Here is an 11,935-nt window from a genome sequence, read left to right as displayed (position 1 = left end):
GTACAGGTGTCACCATGGAGCAGACAGCCGAAACGGTGGACGCAGTCGTCGTCGGCGCCGGGCCCAACGGGCTCGTCGCGGCCAACATCCTCGCCGACGCGGGATGGGACGTCCTGGTGCTCGAAGCGGCCGAGACCCCCGGCGGCGCCGTCCGCACCGCCGAACTCACCGCCCCCGGCTTCCGCAACGACGTGTGCAGCGCCTTCTACCCGCTGGCCGCCGCGTCCCCGATCATCTCGGCGCTCCACCTCCAGGACTACGGCCTGCGCTGGCGGCACGCCCCCGCCGCGCTCGCGCACGTCCTGCCCGACGACCGCGTCGCGCTCGTCTCCCGCGACCTCGACCGCACCGCCGCCTCCGTCGCGCAGTTCGCCCCCGGCGACGGCGACGCCTGGCGCGCCGAGTTCCACTCCTGGACGGCCATCCGGGACCAGCTGCTCGACGCCCTGTTCCAGCCCTTCCCGCCGGTCCGCGCCGCCGCCCGGCTCGGCAAGCGACTCGGCCTCGCCGACGGCCTGCGCTTCGCCCGCATGGTCACGATGCCGGTCCGGGTCATGGCCGCGGAACGCTTCGCCGGCGCCGGCGCGCAACTGCTGTTGGCGGGCAACGCCCAGCACACCGACCTCGGCCCCGGCCACGCGGGCAGCGCCGTGTTCGGCTGGCTGCTGGCGATGCTCGCCCAGGACGTCGGGTTCCCCGTGCCCGAGGGCGGGGCGGGGCGGCTGGCGATCGCGCTCACCAACCGGCTCACCGCCGCGGGCGGCCGCGTCGCCTGCCAGCGGCCCGTCACCCGCATCCACACCGCGGGCGGTGAGGCGGTCGCGGTCTCCGACGCCTCCGGCCGGCTCGTGCGGGCCCGCCGCGCGGTGCTCGCGACCGTGCCCGCCCCCGTGCTGTACCAGGAGCTGCTCGACCCCGACGTGCTGCCGCCGCGCTTCCGCGAGGACCTGCGGCGGTTCCACTGGGACGACCCGACCGTCAAGGTCGACTGGGCGCTGTCCCAGCCGATCCCGTGGCGCAACCCCGAGGCGGGCCAGGCGGGCACCGTGCACCTCGACGCGGACATGGCCGGCCTCGCCGACTACCACCACGCCCTGGCCAACGGCCGCCTGCCCGAGGACCCGTTCCTGCTGCTGGGCCAGATGACCACGGCCGACGCGACCCGCTCGCCGTCGGGCACCGAGTCGGCCTGGGTGTACACGCACGTGCCCCGCGACCACAAGTGGGACACCGACTCGCTGCGGCACTTCGCAGACCGCCTCGAAGCGGTCGTGGAACGGCACGCGCCCGGCTTCACCGGCCGCATCCAGGCCCGCCGCATCCACGGCCCCGACGACCTCTTCCACATCGACGGCAACCTCGTCGGCGGTGCGATCAACGCCGGCACCGCCGCGATCCACCAGCAGCTGTTCTTCCGGCCCGTGCCCGGCCTCGCCCGGCCCGACACCCCCGTGGACCGGCTGTTCCTCGCCGGTGCGTCGGCACATCCCGGTGGTGCGGTGCACGGCGGCCCCGGCGCGAACGCCGCGAAGGCCGCGCTGCGCCGCGCGGGCCGTGGGGGTGCCGCCTACCGGAAGGTGGTCCAGCGGCTCAACGCCGCGCTCTACACGTGACCGGTGAGCATCAGCAGCGCTTCCTTGAGGCTGCCCAGGAACTCGGTGCCCGCGGGACGCCGGGCGGGCCAGCCGGGCCCGGCGATCAGCCGCCGCACCCGGTGCCGCCGCAACGCCGCGACCGCCGCACTGCTGGCCGTCTCCTGCTGGTGCGACCACAGCACCACCGCCAGCGGCCGGGCGGCGGCCACGGCGTGGTCGAGGCTGCGGGGCGGGGTCGCGGCGCCGAGCATCCGCACCGGCAGCTCCCGCTCCGCCAGCGCGGCGGAAAGCGCTTCCAGCGCGAGCGAGTGGTACTCGCCCTCGGTGCAGGCGAGCAGGACCGGCCGCCGGTCCGCGCGCTCGGCCGGACGCGGAACCCGGTGCAGCGCCGCGGAAACCGCCCACGACAGCACGTGCTCGGTGTCGACGACGTCCGGGTCGTGGCGCTGGTCGCCGTCCAGCGTGACGAGCGCGGGACGGCACAGCCGTTCCCACGTCTCCACGACGCCCTGCCTGGCGACCGCCTGCTCGATCACCCGCAGGCAGCGCCCCGAGTCGAGCGCGCGGGCCGAGGTGACCAGCCGCGCCAGGTCCTCACCGGGTGTGCCGCCTTCGCGGATCGCCGCTTCCACGGACTTCGCCGCGTCGGAGGGCAGCATGCCCGCGGTGATCAGGTCCCGCATGCGGCGCAGGCGGTTGACGTCCTCCGCGCTGTAGCGCCGGTAGCGACCGGGCTGGGGGTTGTGCGGGCCGACGCCGTACCGGCGGTGCCACGTGCGCAGCGTCGATTCGGCGATCCGCAGGTGGCGGGCCACCTGTCCCGCCGTCCACACACTGCCTGGCTCGGGTTCCCGGCTCCCCCGCGTCATCGTCCCATCGTCACACCTGCGGTTTTGTCGTGCTGATGAGCCAGTTTCGCGGCTGGGGTGATCACGCGCAAGCGGTGGCGGCGGAGGCTCGCTCCGCCCCGGCGCCTACATTGCGATCATGCGGACGGTGGTGATCACGCGCAGGGCGGCTTCCGGCTGGAGGAGCGCCCGGATCCGGTCGCGGGACCGGGAACGGTCGTCGTCAGGGTGCGGGCGGCGGGGCTCAACGCCGCCGATCTGCAGCAGGCCCGGGGTGACTACCCGGCGCCGCCGGGCTGGCCCGCCGACGTGCCCGGCCTGGAGGTCGCGGGCGAGGTCGAGCAGGTCGGGCCCGGCGTCACGGGAGTGGCGGCCGGGGACCGGGTGATGGCACTGGTCGGCGGCGGCGGGCACGCGGAGCGGATCACGGTTCCCGCGGACCTCCTCCTGCCGGTTCCCGATGGCCTGTCGTGGGAGGAGGCCGCGGGTTTCCCGGAGGCGTTCAGCACCGCCTGGGACGCACTGGTCACCCAGGCCGGGGTCCGGGCGGGCGACCGGGTGCTCGTCACCGGCGCGGCCGGCGGCGTGGGCACGGCCATGGTGCAGGTCGCCGCGGTCTCCGGGGCGCACGTCGTGGCCAGCGTGCGCCGGGCGGAACTCCACCCGCGCGTGCGGGGCCTCGCCGAGGACGGCCGGGTGGACGTCGTGACGCTCGATCAGGAAGCCGCGCACGCGCCCTACGACGTGGTCGTGGAACTGGTCGGTGGCGAGGACTGCCTGCAGCGGGTGGCTCTGCTCCGCAGCCGGGGCACGGTGCTCGTCGTCGGCGTCCAGGCCGGGACCACGGCGCCGCTGCGGATGTTCGACCTCATGCTCAAGCGTGCCCGCCTGATCGGCACCACCATCCGCGGTCGCTCACCCGCCGAGAAAGCGGTCCTCGCCGCCAGCGTGCGGACGTCCGTGGTGCCCCTGCTGGCGCAGGGCCGCCTGCGCGTCCCCGTCGACGCGATGTTCCCACTCGGACAGTTCGCCGAGGCCTATGCCCGTCTTGGCGGTTTGGGAAAGTTCGGCAAGGTCGTTCTTGTACCGTGAGAGCCGGGTAGGCGCTTGAATCCCGGGCCGTATTCGGCGTTATACACCTGAAGTGCCGGTGAGCGCGAGACGCTCGACGTTGCGCAGGAGGTCCCGCACCACCAGGCGCGCCGAGGGCTGGATCGACTGCCAGTACCAGTCGGCCCAGCGGAAGGCGATCACGTCCGTCGCGCGCACCCGGGACTCGAACGACAGCAGCGTCTGCTCCTCCCCGTACGGCAGCACCGAGAAGGCGACGGCGATGACCGCCCGCCGGGGCCGGGAGAACGTCGCGAACTCGGCCGCCGTGAGGTGCTGCCAGTCCATGAACGGGGTCCAGAACCGGCCCGCCGCGCCCAGCACGACCTCGGCGTCGCTGAGCCCGAGGCGCACCCACTTCGCCGTCGCCAGCAGCTCGTCGAACCCCGCGATCCCGGCGCGGGGGCGGAACCCCGGCCCGGCGCCGTCCAGCACGCGCGGCGGGGTCTCGGTCGCCGGGCGCAACGCCGGCCAGACCCGTTGCGGCGGCACGGAGAGCATCCGGTGCTCCCTGGTGACGAGGTCGGACCGGGGGACGCACTGGTCGATCAAGCTCATCGGCACTCCCTCACGGGCCGATGATCCCGCCGCCCGGTGCGGGGAGCTAGGGACCAAGGTCCCCGGACGCCGATCATGAGACGTTCTCCGGCAGCCAGCGCCCGATGCACGTGAGCAGCTCGTCCGGCTCCACCGGCTTCGTGACGTAGTCGCTCGCACCGGCGTCGAGGCTCTTCTCCCGGTCACCGGCCATCGCCTTCGCGGTGACCATGATGATCGGCAGCCGGTCGAACCGCGGCATCTGGCGGATCGCGGCCGTGGTCGCGTAGCCGTCCATCTCCGGCATCATCACGTCCATCAGGATCAGGTCCACCTCCGGATCGGCCAGCAGCTCCTCGATCCCCTTGCGGCCGTTGGGCGCGTGCCGCACCACCATCCCGTGCAGCTCCAGCATGCCCGCGATCGCGAGCACGTTGCGCGCGTCGTCGTCGACCAGCAGCACCCGCCGGCCGCGCACCCCGGGCCGCGCCTCGATCGCCGGCACGGGCGCGGGGTCGGCCACCAGCTCGGGTTCGATCACCGCGGAATCGAGGCCCGCCGGTTCCCCGAGCAGCAACAGGACCCGCTCCCGCAGCTCGTCCAGCGACGGCACCAGTTCGACGTGCGCGGCCCGCGCGTGCGCCTCGATCAGCCGCTCCTGCGCGGGGCTGAGCTTGCGCGTGGGGTGCACCAGCACCGGCACCGCGTCGTGCTCGTCATCGCCCTCGCCGAGCCGCTGCAGGAAGGTCAGCGCCGAGGCGCCCGGCAGGCTCGCGTCGAGCACGACGAGGCGGTGCCCCCGCGCGGCGAGCGCGGCCACCGCCTCGTCGGGGGTGCCAGCGGACTCGATCAGCACGGGCTCCCCCGCGTCCGCCAGGTCCGCGAGGAACTCCCGCACCAGCAACGTGAGCAGGGCGTTGTCCGCGCTTTCGACCACCAGCACGCGCCGCTGCGGTTCGCTGTCCGGCCGCGGTCTCGGCTGGCCGTTGCCCGCCGCGAACACCGGCGTCACCGGCAGGGTGAGGGTGAACGTGCTCCCCTCCCCCAGCCTGCTGCTCGCCCGGATCTCCCCGCCGAGCAGGTTGGCGACCTGCCTGCTGATGGACAGCCCGAGCCCGGTTCCGCCGTAGCGGCGGCTGGTCGTGCCGTCGGCCTGCTGGAAGGCGCCGAAGATCGTCTGCAGGTTCTCCTCGGCGATGCCGATGCCCGTGTCGCGCACGGCGAACTCGACCGCGGGCTCGTCCTCGTCGACCGCCCGCACCCGCAGCTCGACCCCGCCGCGCTCGGTGAACTTCACCGCGTTCGACAGCAGGTTGCGCAGCACCTGGCGCAGCCGCTGCTCGTCGGTGAGCAGCCGCGCCGGCACGTCCGGCTCGACCGTCACCTCGAACTCCAGCCCCTTCTCGGCCGTCAGCGGGCGGAACGTGGCCTGCACGTACTCCAGCAGCTGCCGCAGCTGCACCTGCTCGCAGTGGATGTCCATCTTGCCCGCCTCGACCTTGGACAGGTCGAGGATGTCGTTGATCAGCTGCAGCAGGTCGGTGCCCGCGGACTGGATGACCTTCGCGAACTCGACCTGTTTCGCCGTCAGGTTCTGCGTCGAGTTCTGCGCGAGCACCCCGGCGAGGATGAGCAGGCTCGTCAGCGGCGTGCGCAGCTCGTGCGACATGTTCGCCAGGAACTCCGACTTGTACTTCGACGCCAGCGCCAGCTGCTGCGCGCGTTCCTCGATCTCCTGCCGGGCCTGCTCGATCTCGAAGTTCTTGATCTCGATGTCGCGGTTCTGCCGCGCCAGCAGCTCGGCCTTCTCCTCCAGCTCGGCGTTGGACTGCTGGAGCTTCACCTGCTGGGCCTGCAGCTCACCGGAGCGGGTCTGCAGCTCCGACGCCAGCCGCTGCGACTCGTCGAGCAGCGCGTCGGTGCGCGCGTTGGCGATGATCGTGTTGACGTTGACGCCGATGGATTCCATGAGCTGTTCGAGGAAATCGCGGTGCACCGGTGTGAAGCGGGTGAACGAGGCCAGCTCGATCACGCCCAGCACCTGGTCCTCGAACACGATCGGCAGCACGATCAGGTTCGCCGGCGGCGCCGAGCCGAGGCTGGAGGAGATCTTCACGTAGTCCGGCGGAGTCTGGTCGACGACGATCGGCTTCTTCGTCTCCGCCACCTGCCCGATGAGCGACTGGCCGAGGTCGAACCGCACCTCGCCGGTGACGTCCCTGCCGTAGCCCGCGATGAGCTTGAGCACCGGCTCGCCCGCCTCCATGAGGAAGAACGTGCCGTGCTGGGCGCCCACGAGCGGCGTCAGCTCGTGCATGATCAGCTGCGCGACGGCTCGCAGGTCCCGGTGTCCTTGCAGCAGACCGGAAATCCGCGCGAGGTTCTTGTTGAGCCAGTCCTGGTCCTCGTTGGCGCGCGTGGTCTCCCGCAGCGAGTGCACCATCGCGTTGATGTTGTCGGACAGCTCCGCGACCTCGCCCTTGGCCTCCACCGAGATCGAGCGGGTGAGGTCCCCGGTGGCCACGGCGCTGGCGACCTCGGCGATCGCGCGCACCTGCCGGGTCAGGTTCCCGGCCAGCTCGTTGACGTTCTCGGTGAGCCGTTTCCAGGTGCCGGACACGCCTTCGACCTCGGCCTGCCCGCCGAGCCTGCCCTCCTTGCCGACCTCGCGGGCGACGCGCGTGACCTCCGCGGCGAACGCGGACAGCGTGTCGACCATCGTGTTGATCGTGGTCTTCAGCTCCAGGATCTCGCCGCGGGCGTCCACGTCGATCTTCTGGGACAGGTCGCCCCGCGCGACCGCCGTGGTGACCTGGGCGATGGAGCGCACCTGGTTGGTGAGGTTGTTGGCCATCGAGTTCACGTTGTCCGTCAGGCTCTTCCACGTGCCCGCCACGTTCGGCACCCGTGCCTGACCGCCCAGGATCCCTTCCGTGCCGACCTCTCTCGCGACACGGGTGACCTCGTCCGCGAACGCCGAGAGCGTGTCGACCATGGTGTTGATCGTCTGAGCGAGCGCCGCGACCTCGCCCTTCGCCTCCACCGTGATCTTCTGCGACAGGTCGCCACGCGCCACCGCGGTCGCCACCTGCGCGATGGAGCGCACCTGGTCGGTGAGGTTGTCCGCCATGACGTTGACGGACTCGGTGAGCCCCTTCCACGTCCCGGAGACGCCCTTCACGTCGGCCTGTCCCCCGAGGCGCCCTTCCGTGCCCACCTCGCGGGCCACTCTCGTGACCTCGTCGGCGAAGGCGGACAGCTGACCCACCATCGTGTTGATGGTGTCCTTGAGTTCGAGGATCTCGCCGCGCGCGTCGACGCGGATCTTCTGCGACAGGTCGCCTCGCGCGACGGCGGTGGTCACCTGGGCGATCGAGCGCACCTGGTCCGTCAGGTTGTCCGCCATGACGTTGACCGACTCGGTCAACCCCTTCCAGGTGCCCGACACGCCTTTCACGTCAGCCTGGCCACCGAGCCGCCCCTCGGTACCGACTTCCCGCGCCACGCGGGTCACTTCGTCGGCGAAGGACGACAGCTGGTCGACCATCGTGTTGATCGTGGACTTCAGCTCCAGGATCTCGCCCCGGGCGTCCACAGTGATCTTCTGGGACAGGTCGCCGCGCGCCACCGCCGTGGCGACCTGGGCGATGGAACGCACCTGCGCGGTGAGGTTGCCCGCCATGAAGTTCACCGACGTGGTCAGGTCCCGCCACGTCCCCGCCACCCCGGGCACCTGCGCCTGACCGCCCAGGATCCCTTCGGTACCAACCTCTTTCGCCACGCGGGTCACCTCGTCGGCGAACGAGGACAGGGTGTCGACCATCGTGTTGATCGTCGACTTCAGTTCCAGGATCTCGCCGCGGGCGTCCACGGTGATCTTCTGCGTGAGATCGCCCTTCGCGACCGCGGTCGTCACCTCCGCGATCGAACGCACCTGCGCCGTCAGGTTGCCCGCCATGAAGTTCACCGACGTCGTGAGGTCACGCCACGTCCCGGCGACGCCCGGCACCTCCGCCTGGCCGCCCAGCCGCCCCTCGCTGCCGACCTCCCGCGCCACACGCGTCACCTCGTCGGCGAACGAGGACAGCTGGTCCACCATCGTGTTGATGGTGTTCTTCAGCTCCAGCAGCTCGCCCTTGACGTGCACGGTGATCTTCTGCGTCAGGTCGCCCTTCGCCACGGCGGTCGCGACGCTCGCGATGTCCCGCACCTGCGCGGTGAGGTTGCCCGCCATCGCGTTGACCGACGCGGTGAGGTCCTTCCACGTGCCCGACACCGCCGGCACCGACGCCTGCCCGCCGAGCTTGCCGTCGGTCCCGACCTCGCGGGCCACGCGGGTGACCTCGGTGGTGAACAACGCCAGCTGGTCCACCATGCCGTTGAACACGACCGCGATCTCGTCCAGCAGCACGTCCCCGACCTGGGGCAGGCGCGTGCTGAAATCCCCGTCCCGCACCGACTTCAGCCCGTCGAGCAGCTGCTGCAGCCGCTCGTCCCCGACCAGCCCGTTCGCGCTCACCACGCACCGCCCGGCAGGTCGACGTCGAAGGAGTCCTCCCCCGCCGCGACCCGGCGGATCGTATCCAGCAGGTCTTCCAGCAGCCCCGCCTTCAACAGCAGCCCGGCGCCACCGGCGGCCGCCACCCGCTCGGCGATGGAGCGGTCCGCTCCCCCGGTGAACACGAGCACGCGGCTGTCCGGGCTCTGCTCGCGCAGCCTGCCGATCGCGTCGATGCCGTCCCCGTCGGGCAGGCGCCGGTCGAGCAGGACCACGTCGGGCCGGTGCTCGCCGGTGGCGGACACGGCTTCTTCGATGGCGCGCACGCTGCCGACGACCTCGATGTCGGTGACGGTTTCGAACGCGGCGTCGAGCGCCATCGCCACCTGGGCGTGGTCCTCGACCAGGAGCAGCCGGATCGTGTCGGAATGCGGTCTCACCAGCATCATCTCCCGGCTGGGCACCCCTGCGCACCGGAGTCTAGGTCGCCTTCTCCTCCGCGATCGACCCCCATTCGGGGGGCGGCGATTTTCGCTTTACGAGCCGCCGTATAGGGCGTTATACAGGTGTCAGGGGTAGTACCGCGTCAGCGATTCGGCGACGCACGCCGGCTTCTCCTGCCCCTCCACCTCGAACGTGAACTCCCGCGTCACCTGCACGCCGTCCCCCTTGACCGGGACGACGTCCACGACGCGGGCGTGCAGGCGGACCCTGCTGCCCACCGGCACGGGCGACGGGAACCGCACCTTGTTGACCCCGTAGTTGAGCGCCATCCCCACGCCCTCGACGCGCAGGAGTTCGGCGACGAGCGGGATCCCCCAGCTCAGGGTCAGGTACCCGTGGGCGATCGTCCGCCCGAACGGGCCTTCCGCCGCGCGCTCCGGATCGGTGTGGATCCACTGGTGGTCGCCGGACACGTCGGCGAAGGCGTCGATCAGCTCCTGCGTCACCTCGCGCCAGGACGAGTGCCCGAGATCGCGCCCCGCGAGCGCCCGGATCTCGTCCATGCCGCGCACCACGAGGGTCATGCCGCCACCACCTCGGCCGACGCAGGCACCGCGCGCTCGTCGTGGTTCGGGCGCCGCAGCAACAGCACCATGCAGCCGAGCGTCAGCAGGACCTGGAACACCGCGTACGCGATGACCGCGGTGATCGAGCCGGTCCAGGTCAGCAGGGACTGCCCGATGATCGGCGTCGTGCCGCCCAGGAGCGTGCCGCACAGCTGGTAGCACAGGGAAATGCCGGTGTAGCGCACGTTCGCCGGGAAACGGCTGGCGAGCATGCCCGCGAGCGCGGCGTAGTACAGGCAGTGCGGGATCGTCGCGATCGCGGTGCCCACCATCGCCACCGCGTAGTTCCCGGTGCCGATGAGCACGAACATCAGCGGCAGCAGCACCACCTCGGGCAGCAGCATCACGCACACCGCCTTCGTCCAGCTGCGCATCTTCGTCGCGATCACCGCGCCCCACGGCTGCACGAGGATCTGCAGGACGTTGGCCACCAGGATGATCGTCAGGAACGAGCTGCGGTCGAAGTCCAGTTCGGACGTCGCCCACGACAACGCGAACGTGGACTTGAAGTAGGTCGCCGACAGGCCGATGGTGCACGCCCCGATGCCGAGCACGATCAGCACCGGCTGGGTGCGCAGCACCTCCCCCAGCGGCATCTTCGCGACCTTCTTCGACTCGATCAGCTCCGCCATCGCCGGGGACTCCGCCACCCGCAGGCGGATGAACAGGCCGACGACCACCAGCAGCGCCGAGGCCAGGAACGGCACCCGCCAGCCCCACGACACGAAAGCGCTGTCCGGCAGCCGGCTGATCGCCAGGAAGCTCACCGTGCTGAGCGTGTTGCCCACCGGCGAGCCCTGCTGCGCGAACGCCCCGTACAGCACCGACTTGCCCTTCGGCGCGTGCTCGGAGGCGATCAGCACCGACCCGCCCCACTCGCCGCCGAGCCCGATGCCCTGCACCATCCGGATGCACACCAGCAGGATCGGCGCGGCCACGCCGATCGTCGCGTACCCGGGCAGCACGCCGATCAGCGTGGTGGAGACGCCCATCATGAGCAGCGTGATGACCAGCGTCTTCTTCCGCCCCAGCCGGTCGCCGTAGTGCCCGAAGACGATCCCGCCGAGCGGCCGGGCGAGGAACCCGACCCAGAAGGTGGCGAACGCGACGAGCGTGCCCACGGCGCCGTCCAGTTCGGGGAAGAACACCTTGTCGAAGACCAGCGCGGAGGCCGTCCCGTAGACGTAGAAGTCGAACCATTCGATGGTCGAGCCGATGAAGGACCCGATGCCGGCGCGTTTCGCCGCGCTCATGTGCTCTCCCTTGAGACCGAGGAACGCAAACTGAGCACACCGTGGCAAAAGACCACCGATAACGTCCAATACTGAATCCAGGGCGCAGTGAGACGATCAGCGTCTCACCGGCGTCGGCAGGGCCTCCTCCGCGATCGCGAGGACCGTCCGCAGCGCGGCCGACGGGTTGTCCCGGCGCCAGGCCAGCGCCGCCTGCATCCGCACGCCCGGGCCCGCGAGCGGCCGGTAGACCAGCCCGGTCTGCTGGATGTGCTGGCACGAGGTCAGGGTCAGCGTCACGCCCACCCCGGCGGCGACGAGCGCGAGGATCGTGTACGAGTCCGGCGCCTCCTGCACGACGTGGGGCGTGAACCCCGCCGCCTCGCATGCCTGCACGGTCGCCTCCCGGACGCTCGACCCGGCGTTGGCGGGGAAGCTGACGAAGGACTCCCCTGCGAGGTCCTCGAGTGCGATGCGGTCGGCCCGCGCGAGCGGGTTGTCCGAGGGCACCGCGACGACCATCTCCTCCTCGTCGATCACCCGCGCCTCGACCCCCGGCTTGGTGATCGGCAGCCGGACGAACCCGAGGTCGAGCGAGCCGTCGGCGACGTGGGCCAGCGCGACGTTCGCGTACGTCTGCCCTTTGAGCACCAGTTCCAGCGCGGGGTGCGCGGCACGCACCGCCCGCGTGAGCAGCGGGAGGCTCTGGTGGCTCGACGCCCCGGCGAACCCGATCGTCACCCGCCCGTACTCCCCTCGCCCGGCCGCCTTGACCGCGCGCGTGGCGACGTCGAGGTCTTCCAGCGTCCGCCGCACCGGGTCGACGAACGCCTGCCCCGCGCTCGTCAGCCGCACCGAGCGCGTGTTGCGCTCGAACAGCTGCACGCCCAGCTCCTTCTCCAGCTGCCGGATCTGCTGGCTCAGCGGCGGCTGCGCCATGTGCAGCCGCTTGGCGGCCCGCCCGAAGTGCAGCTCCTCCGCCACCGCGAGGAACGACACGAGATAGCGCAGCTCCATGATTGTTATCCCGTTCGTCTCGATCTGA

Annotated in this window: 9 protein-coding genes; 2 read left to right on the top strand and 7 right to left on the bottom strand. The window is 71.5% G+C overall.

Annotated elements, in window-relative coordinates; translation table 11 throughout:
- The first annotated feature begins 14 nt into the window (after positions 1 to 14).
- Entirely contained in the window at positions 15 to 1,613 is a 1,599-nt protein-coding gene (locus ABFX51_RS29605; RefSeq protein WP_346055622.1) for a phytoene desaturase family protein, read from the top strand.
- On the opposite strand, the gene ABFX51_RS29600 is transcribed toward ABFX51_RS29605, so the two are convergent.
- Positions 1,604 to 2,464, bottom strand: a complete 861-nt coding sequence (locus ABFX51_RS29600; protein ID WP_091504121.1) for a MerR family transcriptional regulator — start codon at positions 2,462 to 2,464, stop codon at positions 1,604 to 1,606. The genes ABFX51_RS29605 and ABFX51_RS29600 overlap by 10 nt on opposite strands.
- Before the next feature lie 57 nt (positions 2,465 to 2,521).
- Between ABFX51_RS29600 and ABFX51_RS29595 the strand changes: the two genes are divergently transcribed.
- Positions 2,522 to 3,535 carry an alcohol dehydrogenase catalytic domain-containing protein gene (locus tag ABFX51_RS29595; RefSeq protein WP_346055621.1) on the top strand — a complete coding sequence of 338 codons (1,014 nt, stop codon included), beginning with the start codon at positions 2,522 to 2,524 and terminating at the stop codon, positions 3,533 to 3,535.
- A gap of 39 nt (positions 3,536 to 3,574) precedes the next feature.
- On the opposite strand, the gene ABFX51_RS29590 is transcribed toward ABFX51_RS29595, so the two are convergent.
- From ABFX51_RS29590 to ABFX51_RS29565, 6 genes are all read right to left on the bottom strand, one after another.
- Entirely contained in the window at positions 3,575 to 4,111 is a 537-nt protein-coding gene (locus ABFX51_RS29590) for a hypothetical protein (protein WP_091504123.1), read from the bottom strand.
- Between the two features lie 73 nt (positions 4,112 to 4,184).
- Entirely contained in the window at positions 4,185 to 8,609 is a 4,425-nt protein-coding gene (locus tag ABFX51_RS29585) for a HAMP domain-containing protein (protein ID WP_346055620.1), read from the bottom strand.
- Positions 8,606 to 9,028, bottom strand: coding sequence for a response regulator (locus tag ABFX51_RS29580; RefSeq protein ID WP_177228511.1), 423 nt, complete (start codon positions 9,026 to 9,028; stop codon positions 8,606 to 8,608). Before ABFX51_RS29580 ends, ABFX51_RS29585 begins: the two co-directional genes overlap by 4 nt.
- Positions 9,029 to 9,157: 129 nt before the next feature.
- Positions 9,158 to 9,616, bottom strand: a complete 459-nt coding sequence (locus ABFX51_RS29575) for a MaoC family dehydratase (protein WP_091504126.1) — start codon at positions 9,614 to 9,616, stop codon at positions 9,158 to 9,160.
- Entirely contained in the window at positions 9,613 to 10,911 is a 1,299-nt protein-coding gene (locus ABFX51_RS29570; RefSeq protein ID WP_091504127.1) for an MFS transporter, read from the bottom strand. Before ABFX51_RS29570 ends, ABFX51_RS29575 begins: the two co-directional genes overlap by 4 nt.
- A 96-nt stretch (positions 10,912 to 11,007) precedes the next feature.
- Positions 11,008 to 11,907 carry a LysR substrate-binding domain-containing protein gene (locus ABFX51_RS29565; RefSeq protein WP_346055619.1) on the bottom strand — a complete coding sequence of 300 codons (900 nt, stop codon included), beginning with the start codon at positions 11,905 to 11,907 and terminating at the stop codon, positions 11,008 to 11,010.
- Positions 11,908 to 11,935: the final 28 nt, after the last annotated feature.

Origin of the sequence: Amycolatopsis dongchuanensis (assembly GCF_039542405.1) — a bacterium.
Classification (GTDB): domain Bacteria; phylum Actinomycetota; class Actinomycetes; order Mycobacteriales; family Pseudonocardiaceae; genus Amycolatopsis_E; species Amycolatopsis_E sacchari.
The sequence above is the reverse complement of the archived record's forward strand: the minus strand, read 5'-3'. Positions and strand labels throughout refer to the sequence as shown.

What these genes read in the sequence shown, in the direction of transcription:
- ABFX51_RS29570 (WP_091504127.1), bottom strand. Translation starts at nt 10,911, where the DNA reads ATGAGCGCGGCGAAACGCGCCGGCATCGGGTCCTTCATCGGCTCGACC.
- ABFX51_RS29565 (WP_346055619.1), bottom strand. Translation starts at nt 11,907, where the DNA reads ATGGAGCTGCGCTATCTCGTGTCGTTCCTCGCGGTGGCGGAGGAGCTG.
- ABFX51_RS29590 (WP_091504123.1), bottom strand. Translation starts at nt 4,111, where the DNA reads ATGAGCTTGATCGACCAGTGCGTCCCCCGGTCCGACCTCGTCACCAGG.
- ABFX51_RS29575 (WP_091504126.1), bottom strand. Translation starts at nt 9,616, where the DNA reads ATGACCCTCGTGGTGCGCGGCATGGACGAGATCCGGGCGCTCGCGGGG.
- ABFX51_RS29600 (WP_091504121.1), bottom strand. Translation starts at nt 2,464, where the DNA reads ATGACGCGGGGGAGCCGGGAACCCGAGCCAGGCAGTGTGTGGACGGCG.
- ABFX51_RS29605 (WP_346055622.1), top strand. Translation starts at nt 15, where the DNA reads ATGGAGCAGACAGCCGAAACGGTGGACGCAGTCGTCGTCGGCGCCGGG.